20 protein-coding genes and 1 pseudogene are annotated in these 16560 nt (G+C 69.6%); 12 read left to right on the top strand and 9 right to left on the bottom strand.

Going from position 1 to position 16560, the window contains the following annotated elements; genetic code table 11:
* Positions 1-23: 23 nt before the first annotated feature.
* The 3 genes and pseudogenes from ACFY29_RS18245 to ychF all read left to right on the top strand — a co-directional run.
* Positions 24-455: pseudogene (locus ACFY29_RS18245) on the top strand (hypothetical protein); the annotation flags it as partial.
* 282 nt (positions 456-737) lie between these two features.
* Positions 738-1472, top strand: coding sequence for a peptidase E (locus tag ACFY29_RS18240; protein WP_328420209.1), 735 nt, complete (start codon positions 738-740; stop codon positions 1470-1472).
* A 93-nt stretch (positions 1473-1565) separates the two neighbouring features.
* Positions 1566-2651: a redox-regulated ATPase YchF gene (ychF, locus tag ACFY29_RS18235; protein WP_328420207.1), complete on the top strand. Its 1086-nt coding sequence runs from the start codon at positions 1566-1568 to the stop codon at positions 2649-2651.
* 112 nt (positions 2652-2763) lie between these two features.
* On the opposite strand, the gene ACFY29_RS18230 is transcribed toward ychF, so the two are convergent.
* From ACFY29_RS18230 to ACFY29_RS18215, 4 genes are all read right to left on the bottom strand, one after another.
* Positions 2764-2961, bottom strand: coding sequence for an HD domain-containing protein (locus ACFY29_RS18230; RefSeq protein ID WP_386988493.1), 198 nt, complete (start codon positions 2959-2961; stop codon positions 2764-2766).
* 210 nt (positions 2962-3171) lie between these two features.
* Positions 3172-3468 (bottom strand): GYD domain-containing protein, encoded by a 297-nt coding sequence (locus ACFY29_RS18225; protein WP_204941453.1) that lies wholly within the window; start codon positions 3466-3468, stop codon positions 3172-3174.
* 745 nt (positions 3469-4213) lie between these two features.
* Positions 4214-4411 carry a hypothetical protein gene (locus tag ACFY29_RS18220; protein WP_386987546.1) on the bottom strand — a complete coding sequence of 66 codons (198 nt, stop codon included), beginning with the start codon at positions 4409-4411 and terminating at the stop codon, positions 4214-4216.
* Positions 4412-4499: 88 nt separating this feature from the next.
* On the bottom strand, positions 4500-5456 hold the full coding sequence (locus ACFY29_RS18215; protein ID WP_386987543.1) for a LysR family transcriptional regulator: 957 nt from the start codon (positions 5454-5456) through the stop codon (positions 4500-4502).
* A gap of 536 nt (positions 5457-5992) precedes the next feature.
* On the opposite strand from ACFY29_RS18215, the gene ACFY29_RS18210 reads away from it, so the two are divergent.
* Both ACFY29_RS18210 and ACFY29_RS18205 read left to right on the top strand, forming a co-directional pair.
* Positions 5993-6340 (top strand): DoxX family protein, encoded by a 348-nt coding sequence (locus ACFY29_RS18210; protein WP_386987540.1) that lies wholly within the window; start codon positions 5993-5995, stop codon positions 6338-6340.
* 95 nt (positions 6341-6435) lie between these two features.
* Complete coding sequence (locus ACFY29_RS18205; protein WP_386987537.1) at positions 6436-6822, top strand: hypothetical protein; 387 nt, start codon at positions 6436-6438, stop codon at positions 6820-6822.
* A 312-nt stretch (positions 6823-7134) separates the two neighbouring features.
* On the opposite strand, the gene ACFY29_RS18200 is transcribed toward ACFY29_RS18205, so the two are convergent.
* On the bottom strand, positions 7135-7668 hold the full coding sequence (locus tag ACFY29_RS18200; RefSeq protein WP_386987534.1) for an AAA family ATPase: 534 nt from the start codon (positions 7666-7668) through the stop codon (positions 7135-7137).
* A 459-nt stretch (positions 7669-8127) separates the two neighbouring features.
* On the opposite strand from ACFY29_RS18200, the gene ACFY29_RS18195 reads away from it, so the two are divergent.
* Together ACFY29_RS18195 and ACFY29_RS18190 are read left to right on the top strand one after the other, a co-directional pair.
* The gene (locus ACFY29_RS18195; protein ID WP_386987532.1) at positions 8128-8595 is read left to right on the top strand and encodes a hypothetical protein; all 468 of its coding nucleotides are present in this window, start codon (positions 8128-8130) and stop codon (positions 8593-8595) included.
* Between the two features lie 20 nt (positions 8596-8615).
* On the top strand, positions 8616-8828 hold the full coding sequence (locus ACFY29_RS18190) for a hypothetical protein (RefSeq protein ID WP_386987529.1): 213 nt from the start codon (positions 8616-8618) through the stop codon (positions 8826-8828).
* 34 nt (positions 8829-8862) lie between these two features.
* On the opposite strand, the gene ACFY29_RS18185 is transcribed toward ACFY29_RS18190, so the two are convergent.
* Entirely contained in the window at positions 8863-9795 is a 933-nt protein-coding gene (locus ACFY29_RS18185; RefSeq protein ID WP_386987526.1) for an MBL fold metallo-hydrolase, read from the bottom strand.
* Positions 9796-9984: 189 nt separating this feature from the next.
* On the opposite strand from ACFY29_RS18185, the gene ACFY29_RS18180 reads away from it, so the two are divergent.
* Positions 9985-11634, top strand: a complete 1650-nt coding sequence (locus ACFY29_RS18180) for an FAD-binding dehydrogenase (protein ID WP_386987524.1) — start codon at positions 9985-9987, stop codon at positions 11632-11634.
* A gap of 85 nt (positions 11635-11719) precedes the next feature.
* Here ACFY29_RS18180 and ACFY29_RS18175 read toward each other — a convergent pair whose 3' ends face one another.
* Complete coding sequence (locus tag ACFY29_RS18175) at positions 11720-12055, bottom strand: YnfA family protein (RefSeq protein WP_386987521.1); 336 nt, start codon at positions 12053-12055, stop codon at positions 11720-11722.
* A gap of 72 nt (positions 12056-12127) precedes the next feature.
* Here ACFY29_RS18175 and ACFY29_RS18170 point away from each other — a divergent pair, with 72 nt between their 5' ends.
* Complete coding sequence (locus tag ACFY29_RS18170; RefSeq protein ID WP_386987518.1) at positions 12128-13135, top strand: hypothetical protein; 1008 nt, start codon at positions 12128-12130, stop codon at positions 13133-13135.
* A gap of 409 nt (positions 13136-13544) precedes the next feature.
* On the opposite strand, the gene ACFY29_RS18165 is transcribed toward ACFY29_RS18170, so the two are convergent.
* Positions 13545-13919: a VOC family protein gene (locus ACFY29_RS18165; protein ID WP_328420194.1), complete on the bottom strand. Its 375-nt coding sequence runs from the start codon at positions 13917-13919 to the stop codon at positions 13545-13547.
* 114 nt (positions 13920-14033) lie between these two features.
* Between ACFY29_RS18165 and ACFY29_RS18160 the strand changes: the two genes are divergently transcribed.
* Genes ACFY29_RS18160 through ACFY29_RS18150 form a run of 3 tightly spaced genes read left to right on the top strand, consistent with a single transcriptional unit; the run spans position 14034 to position 15284 of the window.
* Complete coding sequence (locus ACFY29_RS18160) at positions 14034-14492, top strand: SRPBCC domain-containing protein (RefSeq protein ID WP_386987515.1); 459 nt, start codon at positions 14034-14036, stop codon at positions 14490-14492.
* A complete protein-coding gene (locus ACFY29_RS18155; protein ID WP_328420190.1) occupies positions 14489-14839 on the top strand; it encodes a metalloregulator ArsR/SmtB family transcription factor in 351 nt (116 codons plus the stop codon). The genes ACFY29_RS18160 and ACFY29_RS18155 overlap by 4 nt, the downstream gene beginning before the upstream one ends.
* A gap of 1 nt (position 14840) precedes the next feature.
* Complete coding sequence (locus ACFY29_RS18150) at positions 14841-15284, top strand: SRPBCC domain-containing protein (protein ID WP_328420189.1); 444 nt, start codon at positions 14841-14843, stop codon at positions 15282-15284.
* On the opposite strand, the gene ACFY29_RS18145 is transcribed toward ACFY29_RS18150, so the two are convergent.
* A complete protein-coding gene (locus ACFY29_RS18145; protein ID WP_386987510.1) occupies positions 15268-16548 on the bottom strand; it encodes an MFS transporter in 1281 nt (426 codons plus the stop codon). The genes ACFY29_RS18150 and ACFY29_RS18145 overlap by 17 nt on opposite strands.
* Positions 16549-16560 lie beyond the last annotated feature (12 nt).

Raw genomic sequence — 16560 nt, 5'->3', positions numbered from 1 at the left:
CCAACTCAAGAAGGGGTGCGGCGATGGCGAGCGTGGCGGGTCGGGCGGCGGCATCGACACGGGACATGTTCCCGCCGCTGCCCCGTGCGGTGGTGCAGTCCTTCTACCGCCGGATGCGGGCCGTGGCGCCGGCCGCGGTCGGCGCGATCGAGCGGGACCGGGCGGCCGACGCAGAGCCGGCCTTCGCCGACACCGCCTGCGGCCGGCTGGCCCGCTCCCTGGACGATGCGGGCCTGCGGGCGCTCGGCATGTGGACGCACCACTGGTGCATGCGCTTCTACGACGACGACACCCGGGCCGGCCGGCGGCTGGTCCGGGAGATCGCCGCCCGGCCAGCGCTGGGCTGGACGGCCGACGAGGTGCGCTGGATGCTGCGCGAGTCGGTCGCGGCCGGCCCGGCCGCCGCCGAGCGGTTCACCCTGCCCCGCGCCGCCGCCGCGCAACTGCCCCCGGGGCAGCGGCCGTTCGGCGAGCTGCCCCCGGGTCACTGGCCCGAGGGCGAGGTGGTGATCCGGGACCGGCCAGCCAGTGAGCCGGCCGAGGGCCAGCCCACCGCCGAGCCGGCCGAGGGCCAGTCCGCCGGGCCGCTTTCCCTGATTCCCCGCCAGCGGCGCGCTGGCTGAGTCGGTCATTGTCGCGCTGGCCTGGCCCCGAGCCGGGTCTAGCGCGGGTGGGTGACCGGCCGGCGGTCGGCTGCGGCAGGATGAACGCGGCCGTGCACCGACGGAAGGACCCACATGCCCGCCAGCGAACCGACCATCCTCGCCACCAGCATGGGTTTCTTCCGGGGCGACCGGGGTCCCTTGGATCTGCGCCCCGGCCCGGTCTTCGAGCTGGCGGCCGAGCTGGCCGAGGCTGGCCCGCAGCCGCGCATCTGCTACCTCGGTCAGGCCGTCGGGGACCAGCCCACCTCGCTGGCCTCTATCTACGGCGCGTTCGCCGACACCCGGTTTCGGCTGTCGCACCTCGCCCTGTTCCCGATGCCGAACGTCGAGGACATCCGCGCCCACCTGCTCGCCCAGGACGTGATCTGGGTCGGCGGCGGCAGCGTGGCCAACCTGGTCGCGGTCTGGCGGGTGCACGGGCTCGGCGAGATCCTGCACGAGTGCTGGCAGGCCGGCGTGGTGCTGGGCGGCGTCTCCGCCGGCTCGATCTGCTGGCACGTGGGCGGCGCCACGGACAGCTACGGCCCCCGACTGCGCGGCTTCACCGAGGGTCTGGGCTGGCTGCCGTACGGCAACGGCGTGCACTACGACAGCGAAGGCCAGCGGCGACCGTTGATGCACGAGCTGGTCGGTGACGGGACGCTGCCCACCAGCCACTGCACCGACGACGGGGTCGGGCTGGTCTACCGGGGGACCCGGCTGGTCGAGGCGGTCGCCGACCGCGAGGGCGTTTCGGCGTACGAGGTCAGCCGCGGCGCGGACGGCAGCGTCCGCGAGGCGATCATCGCCCCGCGCCTGCTCGGCTGACGGCCGGTCGGCGCCGCCTCCGACGGGGGCGGCGCGGCCGGAAACCGAGCCGCGTGGACCGGTCTGGATGCCACCGGCGTAAGCTGGCCCGTCGTGAGTCTCTCCATCGGCATCGTCGGCCTGCCCAACGTCGGCAAGAGCACGCTTTTCAACGCGTTGACCAAGAACGACGTGCTGGCGGCGAACTACCCGTTCGCCACCATCGAGCCCAACGTCGGCGTGGTCGGGCTGCCTGACGAGCGGCTGGGCAAGCTGGCCGAGATCTTCTCCTCGCAGAAGGTGCTGCCGGCCCCGGTGTCGTTCGTCGACATCGCCGGCCTGGTCCGTGGCGCGTCGAAGGGGCAGGGCCGGGGCAACGCCTTCCTGGCCAACATCCGGGACGCCTCGGCGATCTGCCAGGTGGTGCGGGCCTTCTCCGACCCGAACGTGGTGCACGTCGACGGCAAGATCTCCCCGGCCGACGACATCGAGACGATCAACACCGAGCTGATCCTCGCCGACCTGCAGACCCTGGACAAGGCGCTGCCCCGGTTGGAGAAGGAGGCCAAGCTCCGCAAGGACCGGGCCGCCGCCGTCGCCGCCGCGAAGCAGGCCATCGAGGTGCTCGACGGCGGCACCACCCTGTACTCCGGGGCCGCCGCCGCCAAGATCGAGCTGGAGCACCTGCGCGAGCTGCACCTGCTCACCACCAAGCCCTTCCTGTACGTCTTCAACGTCGACGAGGCCGAGCTGGCCAACGAGGCGTTCCTCGACGAGCTGCGCGCCCTGGTCGCCCCGGCCGAGGCCGTCTTCATGGACGCCAAGATCGAATCCGAGCTGGTGGACCTGCCCGAGGAGGAGGCCCGCGAGCTGCTGGAGTCGATCGGGCAGAACGAGCCGGGCCTCAACCAGCTCGTCCGGGTCGGCTTCCGCACCCTCGGGCTCCAGACGTACCTGACCGCCGGGCCGAAGGAGGCGCGCGCCTGGACCGTCCCGGTCGGCGCCACCGCGCCGGAGGCCGCGGGCGTCATCCACTCCGACTTCCAGCGCGGCTTCATCAAGGCCGAGGTGGTCTCGTACCACGACCTGGTCGAGTTTGGTTCGATGGCGGCGGCCAAGGCGGCGGGCAAGGTCCGCATCGAGGGCAAGGAGTACGTCATGCAGGACGGCGACGTGGTGGAGTTCCGCTTCAACGTCTGAATTCGGCCCGTTCTAGCAGGTCAGACGGTTGCGCCGTCGCCTGGGGGCCCATCGGGGGCACAACCCCACGCATCATCGACGGCCCGACGGGTCCGCTCCTCCGAGTCCGGCATCAGGTGCCCATACGTCGACAGGACCAGGGTCGCGTTTTCGTGCCCCAACCGCTCACATCGTGCAGCCAAGCGGCAGCTACTAGGATGTCTCGGTCCTCCTGAGGAACGGCCGCGGCGATGCGCCGAGCCTTGGCAGCCACCGCCTGGACGTGGCTCCACCGACGCGGCAACGCGACCTCAAGCTTGGTGCGAGCCATCTGCTGGGCGGTGTCGACGAGCTGGGCCATGCCGTCAGGGTACGGAGACATCGAACGGACTGCACTCGCCCAAGAGGCCGGCCTCAAGCGATCGTCAGCGCGCGATCGCACCAACGACGCGTGGCTGCTGACTCGTTATGCCAGCTCCGCCCTAGAAGTGATGGCTGGGCCGGGCGCGCCGGGCGCGCCATCCTGGCAGTGTGGAAGGCATTAGCCAGCCGTTTTGGCGATGATGCGATCCATCTCCTCGCGACCGAAGGCCCGCAGGGTCGTGGTACGGACGTTGCCCGCCCCGCCGAGCTGCAGGAGTGCCGCGCTGGCGGTTTCGTCGTCGGGCGCCTCGACGACGGCCACGAGGTCGTACGGACCGACGGTCCAGTAGATGTTCAGGAGATTCGCCCCGACATTCTGGGTCGCTGCGGCGAAGGCCTCGGCGCGCTTCGCGGTGTCCTTGTAGCCACGGATCCCCTGATCGGTCCAGTTCAGCAACGCGATATAGGTCGGCATGGTCCTTCACCTCCATGAAGAGACCTCATCGTAAGGGTAATTTCGGGCATAATGGCCGGAATCTGCATCAAGTGCGCACCAGAACGGATGATGCAAGCGTCAACTACCCTCGTTCCAGGGGCCGCGGCCGTGGCCGTGTCAGCCCCAGCCACCCAGCCACCCGGCCGGCTGCCGGCGAAGTTGTTCAAAGTTTCTGTACGTCTTCAAGGCGGCCCTTGACGGGCCGCACGCGCCGCCGCCTGGGCGCGCGCCGGCCGCTGCCGCTGTCGCTCTGCGGCCGTCACGCCGGACGCCCGGCGGCTGGCGCGGACAGCGGAAAGCCCGGAGGGGCCGCCGCAGGAACGACAAAGCGTTGACCGGTGGTGTGGTGAGCCGGCAGCCGGCCGGGCCGCGCGGCCAGCACCCGCGCGGCGTAGGGGAGCGCACGCCGGCCGCGTCGGCGAGCTGGCGGCGGTCGCGGAGTTGCGGCTACTGCGCCTCCGGCGGGGGCGCTCCGGCTCCAGGATGGCGGAGGACCGTCGGCAGCCGCCAGGTCCGTGGGTGGTTGCGGTAGGCCATCCCGCCTGCCGTCGACCCGGGCGAGCCGAGCAGACCACCGCCCAGCCCGCCAGCGTCCGTACGAGCTGTCAAGGTCCGCTTGACGTGGCGGGCCGGGCGGCGGCCCGCTCCCCGGACGGGCGGGTCGACGGCACACGGGATGGCAGTGGGCCCGAGTTGCGGGAAGTTCCGACACCGTTGCAGGCGATCACGCCTGCGTGCTTGGTGGCTCCCCGCCCTTTCGCTGCTTCGCCTGCCTAGCCGCACGAGCCTTCTGTACGCGGGCGGGCATTTGAAAGACCTCATCGAGCACGTCCGTCATGAGGGTCAGTGCCAGTTCCGATTCTTCGGGCTCCACGGGATCGCCTGGCCCGCCGTTGATCAGCACCGTCGCGGCGGTGATCATCGGCTTGTCACACGACCGGTGGTTCTTCTCTGGAACGGCGGACCGGCATCTGGTAGCCAGACCGAAGACGCTGGATCCAGCGGACGGTTCATGCTGAGAACGGCAACGTCGCCGGTGACGAGTGACGATCACCCTGCCCGCCCTGTTTCTTGTCGCCGAACGAACGCGGTCCCAGCGCTGCGGCGGTCTCGACGAACGCCCGGGCTCGCGGGTGCAGGTTGTCGGTTCGCCATACGAGAGCCCATTCGGTGGCGGGAGCATCCACTATGGGGAGCAGAGCGATGCCGGGGTGCGAGTAGTACCGCATGTAGTGCTCACTCAACGGCGACAACGCCTGGCCGGTGGACACCGCCTGGAGCACCTCGTGGAACGTCGTGACGGCAGGGCCCCTCCTGATGGGCTGGCCGCTGGACGTCGCTGCGGGCAGCATGGATTCGACCCAGTACCCAGGGACGCGCGGTCCGGGGTTGACGAAAACCCGCCCACCAAGGTCCTCCAGCGACACGGACTGACGGTCGGCGAGCTCATGCCCGGTCCAGACGGCCAGCAAGCGCCCTTCGGTGAGCAGCACCGGCCCCTCGGTCAGGTCCGGCTCGCGGACCGGCCGCCACACCATTGCGAGATCCAGCTCCCCCGTCCGCAGCTCGGCGAACGGATCACCGAGGTGGATCTCACGGAAGGTGACAACGCATCCCGGATGACGGGCCCGGAAGGCATCGATCAGATCGCGCAACTCGTGGCCGACCGCACCCAGGACGCCGAGCCGCACCGTTCCCGTCACACCGCGAACCGACTCGGCCGCCTTCACCAGACCCCGTTGAATCGCGTCATACCCGCTGCGCAGGTCGTCACGAAGCTGCTCGCCCAGGGGCGTCAGCGCCACCGCGCGGCTGGTGCGCTCGAACAACGCTCCGCCGATGCGGCGCTCCTGAGCTTTGATCGCCTGGCTGACCCGTGCCTGCGACACATGCAGCCGCCCCGCAGTCCGCCCGAAATGTAACTCTTCAGCGAGCGTCAGGAAGATCTCGATGTCGCGCAGCTCCACGGACGACGCCCCTCGATTGCTATATAACGGAACAGTTATGGATCTTAGCGATCCAGGTTATGAACGACGCCGCTAACGAGCACGTCCTGCGGTACTACTCACACCCGGGCGTGGTTTTCCTTCCGATCCACGACGCACCGGTCACCGAGTGGGCGCTGATCTAGCGGAAGGACGGGGCTCCTCCACGGGTGAGCGGCTTCGTCGACGCCGCGGCCGTGCTCGGGCCCCGGGCCTTCGGCAACGCCAGACAGGCATAACGGCGCCGGACCTGCGGTTCGAGTCCGGCGCAGGCACATGGAAGCCCGGCTGCTGCTGGCAGCCGCATCTGGCCGTGCTATCCGTCGGCCCGTTCCGGCACCTGGCGATAACCGGTGCGTTATCGCCCGATACAAGAGTCGCCGTTGATCAACGGGTCGAGGTCACCGCAGGCTATGAGGGCGGCTCGGGCCGTTCAGATACGCCGAATCGCTCGGCCATCTCCGCCACGAGCTGCAACGCCGATCACTCAGCCCATGCCACTAATCGAGGAGCGCGCGGTGTCCACCGCCTACATGATCGTTACCCTGCTGACCGCCGCCTGGGTTGGCTTTTCCGGCTTTTCGCTGCTGCGCCGGGCGCCGTTCGTGGTGCAGCCGTTGACCGAATACGGTGTCCCCCGCTCGTGGTGGACCTGGCTGGGCGCGGCCAAGGCGGCCGGTGCGGTGGGGCTCCTGGTCGGCCTGGCCGTTCCGGCCATCGGCGTGCTGGCCGGGACCTGCCTGGTGTTGTACTTCGTCGGCGCGGTCATCACTGTGCTGCGGGCACGCTCGTACAAGACCGTCGCCTTCCCCCTGCTGTATCTGGCACCGGTCGTGGTCACCTTGGCGGTTGGATACGCCGCCTGACTCGGCCGTGCATTTCATTCGTTCCGCTCCTTGCCGAACTCATCCTGGCCACTACCCAGGTTTGACCACGACAGATCCTGAAAGGACGCTCCGCCATGGATGCCGCTACCTTTTTCGCGCTTTTCTGGGGCTGGCTGACCGTAGTCTTCGCCACCATCCTGTTCATACGACCCAACGTCCTGGTCGACCTGAAAAGGCTGATGGTCGAAGTGCGCGCCTTCGCTCTGATCTACGGCCTGCTGTCACTACTGCTCGGGCTCGCGTCGGTCATCCTGCACAACATCTGGGTGTTGAACTGGCATGTGCTCATCACCATCTTCGGGTGGTTGACGCTGTTGAAGGGCGTCACCGTCATCGGTTGGCCGGAGATTTCGAAGAACACCTCTTTCGAGGTCCGCATCAAGTCGACGCGGATCGCCTTGGTCGTGGTCGGCGTACTCGCGGTCTGGATGCTGGTCGCCACCTACGCGGGAGCCAACTAGGAAGGAGTTGCCGCCGACCTCCGGACGGCGAGCAGCATGCCGCCCAGCCGGTATCGACGACCGGCGCTGGCTAGCGAACCTCTACGCCGCACGCCTGGGTGGCGCACCACGTTGTTCGGGTGCGGCGCGCAGGCGTGGGTTAGGGGTTCAAGCCTCAGCCTCACTTGAGTCCGTGCCCGATCCGTGCCCGATACAGCGGTCAACATCGGCCAGCGGAGGTCCGCCGCAGCGCTGGGCCGGGTCGCCCAGGCGTCCATGACCAGCTGGCACCAGGACCAGGGACCGCGACTCAACTCGATTCCCAAGCTGAGGTTAGGCGCCTGAGCTTCCGTCGGTAGCTCGGAGGACGATCTGCACGGCGGCTTGGGCGGGAGTCAGGTGCGTGGTGTCGACGACCTCGGCCTCGGCATGCAGCCACGTGCGGGCCGCCTCGGCGTAGGGCTCGAGGTACTTGAGACGGAACGGCGACGGAACGGGGTGTTCTCCCTCGATACGCCCGCGGAGGGTGTCTTCGTCAGCGTGAAGGACGAAGTGCCTTACCGGGATGGCATGTTGAGCGAGGCCCGTACTGATTTCGCGCCAGTACTGCTCGACCAGGACAGTCATGGGTATCACCAGAGTGCCGCCGGTGTAGTCGAGCACGCGGCGGGCGGTCTCGACGACGAGTTGCCGCCACGGCGGCCAGTGCTGGAAGTTGTCAGTCTCGGGCAGTCCCGGCGTGATGTTCATGAGCGTCTCGCCGACCTTCTCGGCGTCGAATACCTGTGAATCGGGGATCAGTTGCTGCACGAGCGAGCTGGTCGTCGTCTTGCCCGCGCCGTGGGTGCCGTTGAGCCATACGATCACGGGACACATTAACGCGCGTGAGCAACCGGACGACCGGCCCAGGACTTGTAAGCGAGGCGTCAGGGTCCCGCCGGGCAGCCAAACGAGCAGCCAAACCGGCGAGCATGAGCGGACGATCGCGAACCGGGGCACCGTGTCGGGCACGAGGACCAAGCGGTGGACCAGCGCCGGCCACCGACTCGTAATGAGTAGGTCGGAACGGCGGCCCGCTCGCTCCGGGCAGTGTGGGGCACACAGGGGGCACAAGACGCTGTCAAACGTCGTCAATCAGCCACCAACGATGGCAGCCCGAGACGCCGTGCGAGCAGGTGTCGCCGGCCGTTCACGCTGGTGGCGGGACAGCGGCTCTATGTTCCGCTTCAACGTCTGAATCTGTCCTGTTTACGCAGGTCAACGCGCAGTGCGAGCAGCTCGCCGAGGCGAAGCCCGAGGCCTGCTTGCACGATCACCATGGCGTAATTGCGGGCGGGCATCGCGGCGGTGCTGCCTGTGTTCCTGCTCGACATGGTGGTCCAGAGTGGCGGATTCGCGGTTACTGTCGCTGTCATGCGTACACGGCACCCAGGATGGCTTTCGTTGCAGCTCGACGCGATCTACTGCGCGGTGGCGGCGGTGTCGCTGGCCCTGTTGGTGGATTCGGTGTCGGAGCGGTTGGCCGTGCCGCCCGCGTTGACCATCGCGGTCGCGGTCGGTATCGGCGGTTGGGCGTTCGCGCTGCACCGCGTCGCCGGGCGTCCCCGGCTCCGACCGTGGCTGGTGGGGGTACTCATCGCCAACGTCGTCGCGGCCACGCTGATCGCGGTGTTCGCGGCGGTTCGGCCGTGGGATGGCGCGTTTACGGTGCTGCTCGCCGCGGTGGCCGTCGAGGTCGCAGCGTTTGCGGTCAGCCAGGCCGTGGCCCTGCGTCAAGCGGCCCCGGGCATTTGAGGAACGAAGAGGCCTCGACGTTGACGATCAACACAACGATCAACCGGCGCGACAGCAGGACCGACGGCGAACTCCTCTTCTCTATCCTGGCCGACGAAACAGCCGCTGAGCAGGCTGACGTGCGGGTGCTCGGACGAGCGCCGGCTGACCCTGAGCGGGTGATCGTTCCCGTGGCACGAATCCCAGAACGGCGTCAGGCCGCGTTCCCGCTGGTGGCGGGACAGCCGATCTAAGTTCCGCTTCAACGTCTGAATCTTGCAGGACGGGTCACCGCAGCCCCGCCCAGGGATCCTCCCGACGCCACAGGGTCGGCAGGTGCAGAGCGACCTGCTCGTCGTGAGCCAGTCGGGTGAGGACCCCCATGGTGACGTCGAGGTCGTCGCCCGCGTACGGCAGGGCGCGCAGCGGCCGGTCGAGCGGGCGGAAGAAGTCGTCCCAGTGGACGAGGACCACGCGACGGGCTCCGACGGCCCGTACGGTCTGCGCCCAGTACGCGCGAATGTAGTCCTCGTCCTGCACGCCGAGCTGGCCGATGCCCAGGTAGACGACGTCGGCCCGACGCCCGTCGAGCGCTCCCGGCCGGTGGCCCGCGCTGCCCTGGATCAGGGCGGTCCGGCCGCTCTCGTGCGCGACGAGCACCGACCAGGCTTCACCGCACCGGTAGGCGGACGCCCTGGCCGGGGGCACCACGGGTTCGGTGATGGTGCCGGGGAAGCGGTCCGGTGGGCAGTGTTCGGACTCGACGAACGTGAGGGTGAAGGCTCCCAGGGACATCGGCTCGTGGGGCGTGACGACGTGGATGCGGTCGTCGGTGAGGCCGGCCCCTCGGCCGACGTTGGCCGCGGAGTGGCCGCCGGCGAGCACCGCGCCGGTACGCAGGGCGACGGTCGCGGAGTCCATGCCGTGATCGAAGTGGGTGTGTACGGGGATCACGGCGGCCAGCCGGCGGCCCCTGTGGCCCAGTCCCAGCCGGGTGAGCGCCGAGCTGATGTGCGCGTCGTCGGGTGTGAGCCTGCCGAGGGCGACCCTGAGCAGGGACGGCCGGGAGAAGAACCCGTCGGTCAGCACCGCCGTGTCGCCGTCGTCGAAGAGCAGGCTGGAGACGCCGAGAAACGTGACGTTGAAGCCCTCCGCAGCGGGTGGGACGTCGAACCGGTCGGCGTACGCGCCCATGTCGGGCCGGCCGAGCTTCATGCGCATGGGGTGGCTACCTTCTGACGGGTGGTCGGCCGGTCGGCGTACGGTCGCGGTCGCCGACCTGGCCCAGGCTCCGGGCGATGTCGAGCAAGGAGTGCCGGACGCCGCTGTTTTATCACGCAGTGACAAGGTGGACCCTCAACCGCTGCGGTTTGATCGTCAGCGGATACGCCGGTGGGGAGAGTGCCTGTCATGGACGCAGACGTCATCGTTGTCGGGGCCGGGTTGGCCGGTCTGGTCGCCGCCGCCGAACTCGCGGAGGCGGGCCGCCGGGTGATCCTGCTCGACCAGGAGCCCGAGACGAATCTGGGTGGGCAGGCGTTCTGGTCCTTCGGCGGCCTGTTCCTGGTCGACTCGCCGGAGCAGCGCCGGATGGGGATCCGGGACTCGCACGAGCTCGCCCTGCAGGACTGGCTCGGCACGGCCGGGTTCGACCGGCCCGAGGACGAGTGGCCGCGCAGGTGGGCCGAGGCGTACGTGGACTTCGCCGCCGGGGAGAAACGGTCCTGGCTGCACGCCCGGGGCGTACGGTTCTTCCCGGTGGTCGGCTGGGCCGAGCGCGGCGGGTACGGGGCCATCGGGCACGGCAACTCGGTCCCGCGTTTCCACGTCACCTGGGGCACCGGACCCGCTGTCGTCGCGCCGTTCGCCAGCCGGGTCCGTGACGCCGCCGCGAAGGGACTGGTCACCCTCGCGTTCCGGCACCGGGTCGACGAGCTTGTCGTGACCGACGGTGTCGTGACCGGCGTACGGGGTGCTGTCCTGGAGCCGAGCGACTCCGCTCGCGGGGTGGCCAGCAGCCGCACGGTGGTCGGTGACTTCGAGCTGACCGCCCAGGCCGTCCTGGTGGCCTCCGGCGGTATCGGTGCCGACCACGACCTGGTCCGGAGGAACTGGCCGGCCCGGCTCGGTACCGCACCCGAGCGCATGATCACCGGTGTCCCCGCCCACGTGGACGGGCGGATGCTGCGGATCACCCAGGACGCTGGCGGCACCGTCATCAACCCCGACCGGATGTGGCACTACGTCGAGGGCGTGCAGAACTGGAACCCGATCTGGGCCGGCCACGGCATTCGAATCCTGCCCGGGCCCTCCTCGATGTGGTTCGACGCCACCGGCAAGCGGCTGCCCGGACCGCTCTACCCCGGCTTCGACACCCTTGGCACGCTGGCGCACCTGCGGACCACCGGGCACGACCACAGCTGGTTCGTACTCACCCAGAAGATCATCGAGAAGGAGTTCGCGCTCTCCGGCTCCGAACAGAACCCCGACCTCACCAACAAGTCGGTCCGGCAGACCCTCGGCCGCATCCGCCCCGGCGCACCCGCACCCGTCGAGGCGTTCAAGCAGCACGGCGAGGACTTCGTCGTCGCCCACACCCTCGACGAACTCGTCGCCGGTATGAACGCGCTGACCGGCACGCCCCTGCTCGACGTCGAGGACATCCGACGTGAGGTCGTCGCCCGCGACCGGGAACTGGACAACGCCTTCACCAAGGACGGCCAGATCTCCGCCATCCACAACGCCCGCCGGTACCGCGGCGACAAGCTGGTCCGTACGGCCACCCCGCACAAGATCCTCGACCCGAAGGCCGGCCCACTCATCGCGGTCCGGCTGCACGTGATCACCCGCAAGACCCTCGGCGGCCTGCAGACCGACCTGTCGGGACGGGTGCTCAACTCCGACGCGACCCCGATCCCCGGCCTGTATGCCGCCGGTGAGGCGAGCGGATTCGGCGGGGGCGGCGTGCACGGCTACCGCTCCCTGGAGGGCACCTTCCTCGGCGGCTGCATCTTCTCCGGCCGCCAGGCCGGCCGCGCGATCGCGCAGGCAACCGCGTGACGGTGGCGCGGCGGGCCGGGCGGGCGAGGGCTGGTCGGCGTCCCGGCGCGGTTCCGACCAGGCCGGGATCGGCCGAGGGGCGGGTTCAGCCGTTGCGCGGGGCGTACATGATGATGGCGACCCCGACCAGGCAGATGGCCGCGCCGACGACGTCGTAGCGGTCGGGGCGGAACTTGTCGACGATCATGGCCCAGGCCAGGGAACCGGCGACGAAGACACCGCCGTACGCGGCCAGGATGCGGCCGAAGTTCGGGTCGGGTTGGAAGGTGGCGACGAAGCCGTAGAACCCGAGGGCGATGACCCCGGCCGCCACCCACAGCAGGCCCCGGTTCTCGCGCCAGCCCTGCCACACGAGCCAGGCCCCGCCGATCTCGAACAGCGCGGCGAGCAGGAACAACAGGATCGAGCGGGCGACCGTCATGGTTCGGACGGTAGCGGGACCACCACCTGGTCCTGCGGGTCGGGCCGCCCGCCGGCCGCCTACGATCTCGCCATGATCACGCCGCCCCTGCCGCCCGAGGCGCTCGCCCGCTATCCCGGCCTGGAGAAGCTCGGCCGCACGACGACCCGGCTGCACCCGCGTCCCGGGGCGGTCACGGCCGCCGACAGCCACGTCGGCGGGCCGCTGCGCTGGCCGGCCGACGAACCCTGGCCCACCTGCGACGTGCCGCACATGGTCCACGAGGAGGTGCCGATCCCGGCAGAGCTGGCGACCCGGATGCGGACGGCGGAGCGCGGGCGCAGGCAGTCACACGTCCTTGCCGAGGGCGAGCTCGATCTGCACCAGGAGTTGGCCGCCCTGGTCGGCCCGGGTTTCGTCGGCTGGGGCTCGCGCGACGGCGGCCCGGTCGTCGGCTACCGGTACGTGCCGCGAGAACACCCCGCGTCCAACCCGATGGTCGCGCTGGCGCAACTGCGCGCCGAGGACGTACCCGACCTACCTCGCCCCGGTGGGGCAGACCTGTTGCAGGTGTTGTGGTGCCCGTTCGAACACTCCGAGGGCCCGTGGGGGCCGACGGTGAAGCTGCGCTGGCGGCGGGAGGCGGAGCTGACCGACCTCCTCGCGGAGCCGCCGCGCGGCGAGGTCGGCACCGACGGGTACGTGCCCCGGCCGTGCCGGCTGCACCCGGAGCAGGTCGTCGAGTACCCGTACCCGGAGGAACTGCCGGAGGACCTGCGGCGGCTGGTCGACGAGGACGAGGACGAGGAGTACGTCGACACCTTCATGGCGCCCGGGTGGAAGGTCGGCGGGTACGCCAACTGGAGCCTCACGGACCTGGGCCCCACGCCGTGCCCCCGCTGTGCCGGTCCCACGACGTTGACCCTGGTCATCGACTCCTCCGAGCGGGGCACCGAGCGGTGGCAGCCGACGCGGGCGGACGGCGAGCCGGACGACGATTCGTACGAGCCGACCGGGGTGGTCGTCGGCCGGCACGGCGCGCTGCGCATCTTCGCCTGCCTGACCTGCCCGGACGTGCCGTTCCTGCTCGACCAGCAGTGAGGTTAGGGCCGCGTCAGTTCGACCTCATCGCCCGGTAGGACCTCCACGCCACCGTGGCGGTGCCCGTGGGTCAGCCGAGAGATAAATCGGATCCGATCGGTCGGGCCAAGCAACGGCTGAAGGCGGGAGCTACCCGACGGGGCGTTGTATCAATCGAGCGTCGCCTTGGACGTCCAGGCGTCCTGGGAGATCAGCTCCCACGGGCCGGTGTTGACGGTCAGGATTTCTGATCGGCCATGACGTACGAGGGGTCGGCTGCCAGCTCGGGGCCGGCCCCTCACGCGCGTCCGTCGAAGTGCCTCGGCTGCGCCGACCCGATCCTTCCGCTTCCGCACACGTGCGGCGGCGACCGGATCCCGTCCGACGAACTGGGCTGGTACTGCGACTGCCCACGTGCCGAGTCTCGCGGCTACAGCTCGGCCCAGGCGCCCAGCTCGTTGCCGCTGGGGTCGGTGAAGTGGAATCGGCGGCCACCGGGGAACTCGTACGGCCCGTTCACCACCTGGCCGCCGGCGTCCTTCACCGCCTGCACGGACCGGTCGAGGTCGGCCGAGTAGAGCAGCACGAGCGGGCCGCCTGCCCGGACTTCCTGGTCGACGCGCAGACCACCCACCTCGGGTGCGGGGTCGCCGAGCGGGCTGCGAATGCCGGCGTACTCCGGTCCGTAGTCGTTGAACTGCCAGCCGAACGCATCGGCGTAGAAGCGCTTGGCCTGGGCGAGGTCAGTCACCGTCAGCTCCACGTAGTCGATGGCGTGGTGCCGGTGCGGAGAGTTTTCAGACATGCGCCGCATTGTGCGCCCCGGGTACGACGGGAACGCGACATGCAACTAAAGGTTGCGCAACGAGAGTCGGGTGTCGTACGTTGATGCAACCAAAGGTTGCGAAAGGTTGTGAGCATGGAACAGGGATCCATCGAGCGCGATATCCATGTCGACGCCTCACCTGAGGTGGTCTTCGAGGTCGTCAGTCAGCCCGAGCACATGCGGGAATGGTGGCCTGACGACGCACGGTTCGAGCCGGTCGCGGGCGCACCCGGTGAGCTCGTGTGGCGTAACGGCGAGACGGGCGAGACGACGACCGTCGCACTCGCCGTCGTCGAGGTCGACCCCCCGAAGCGATTCTCCTTCCGGTGGTGCTTCACGGACGCGGATCGGAGCGGGCAGTCACTGTTCGTCACCTTCGATCTGGTGCCGAGCGGTGCCGGGACCCTGGTCCGGATGACCGAGACCGGGTTCCGCGAGATGGGCTGGGAGATCGCTGTCCTGGAGGAGCAGTACCGCGACCACGAGACCGGGTGGGACCACTACATCCGGAGGCTGGGCACGTACGTTGCGCGGCTGGTTGCCACCTCATGAGCACGGCCGTCGACGATGACCTGTGGTCGGCGATCGGCGACCCCATCCGACGTACGATGATCGACCTTCTTCTTTCCGGCGGACCAGGCACAGCCACGTCGCTCAGCAAGCGGCTACCCGTCACCCGCCAAGCCGTCTCGAAGCACCTGGCCGTCCTGGACCGGGTCGGGCTGATTCACGCGGCGCCGGCCGGCCGCGAGCGCCTCTACCAGGTGGACGAGGCGCAACTCGCCCGAGCCGTCGCCCAGTTGTCAGCGGTCGGCGCCACCTGGGACGCCCGACTCCGGCGGATCAAGCGGATCGCCGAGGCGATCGAACGCAACCGCACCAACAACGAAGGAGAATGACATGGTCGACATCCTGCACCGGGTCGGCGTCGTGGCTCCGCTCGACGACGTCTACCGAGCGGTGGCAACTCCAGAGGGCCTCGCCGGCTGGTGGACGACCGACACGGTGGGCAAGAGCGAGGTCGGCGGGCAGTTGGCCTTCCGGTTCGGCGACGCCGGTGGGTTCGACATGGAGGTCCTTGAGCTGGACCCCACCGGCCGGGTGCGGTGGCGAGTCGTCGACGGTCCCGAGGAATGGATAGGCACCGAGGTCAGCTGGCGTCTCGACCAGCGCGGCGAGTACACGATCGTCCAGTTCACGCACGAGGGCTGGCGCGAGCCGGTCGAGTTCATGCACCACTGCAGCACCAAGTGGGCGACGTTCCTGATGAGTCTCAAGGAACTGGTGGAGACGGGGCGCGGCAGGCCGGCGCCGGACGACGTCAGGATCAGCGACTGGCACTGATCTCAGTGACGGCTGAATCGCCGGGGGATCGCGCGCTCCGTCGCGAGATCGCGAAACCCCCGGCGATCAGGCCGAGGGCCACGATCGCCACCGCACAGAGCAGCAGCGTCGGGCGGGCGCCGATGACGCCCACCAGCGGGCCGCCGAGCATGGTGCCCAGTGGCACCGCCAGCACGAGGACGGCGCCGTTCGCCGCCAGCACCGCCGGTAGTTGTGCGGTGGACGTGCTGCGCTGGAACAGCGCCATCGACATGGACATGTACGGCGCCCAGATCAGGCCCGCCAGTGCGAAGGCGGGCAGCGACAGACCCACGGGTGCGCCCAGGCCGAGGGGCAGCATGGCGACGCCGAACCCGACGACGATGCCGATGGTGGTGGTCCGCAAGGGCCAGCCGCGCAGATGGCCGGCGACTACACCGCCGACGAGGCCGCCGATGCCGAACGCGGTGTAGTAGATGCCGAGCAGCGTCGCGGAGGCGTGCAGGTCATCGGTGATGTGGATCGGCATGGCCACGTACACCGGTCCGACGAGGAAGAAGAACCCGAAGCTCAGGACCAGAAGGCCGAGCAGGGCGGGGTTGTGACGGATGACGGCGAAGCCCGCGGTCCGTGAGGCGCCGCGCTCGTATCGGTGGGCGCTGTCGGCGGCGGGAAGAGCGAGGCGGTACGTGAGGGCCAGGACGGCGAAGGTGGCGGCGTCGATGGCGATGACCCAGACCGCGCCGGCCCAGCCGATCAGGATGCCCGCCAGGGGTGGGCCGACGATGGTGGCGAACCCGGAGATGGTGGTGAGCACCGCGTTGGCCGGCAAATGGTGTCGCTGCGGCAGGAGTTCGGCGATCAGGGTGAACCGCCCGGCGGAACCCCACGAGTGCAGCAACGCCGACGCGGCCAGCAGGACCACGTACAGCCCGATGGTGAGCACGCCGGAGAGGTAGGCGAGGGGGATCGCCGCGAGTGCCGTGGCCCGCAGGATCGCGTCCCAGCCGGCGAGCTGGGCGCCGCTACGCCCGCGCAACAGCCGACCGAAGATGACCGTCCCGGCCGCGCTGGGCAGGGCGTACGCCGCCACCGCGATGGCGATCCACGTGCCGCGCTGGTCCTGCGGTGCGAGCTGGATGGCGAGCCAGGTCACGGCGACCACCGCCATGCCGTCGCCCAGGGCGGACACCGCCAGCCCGGGCAGGACCCGCCGGAGCAGTGGGTGACTGACCACTGGCCAGTAGGGCGAGGAGCGCGGGAAACGGGCGGTGTCCGATGGCATGCTGCCAGCTGA

This window comes from Micromonospora sp. NPDC000668 (genome assembly GCF_042897975.1).
In the GTDB taxonomy this organism is placed as follows: Bacteria; Actinomycetota; Actinomycetes; order Mycobacteriales; family Micromonosporaceae; genus Micromonospora.
This window is presented reverse-complemented; position numbering and strand designations above follow the sequence as displayed.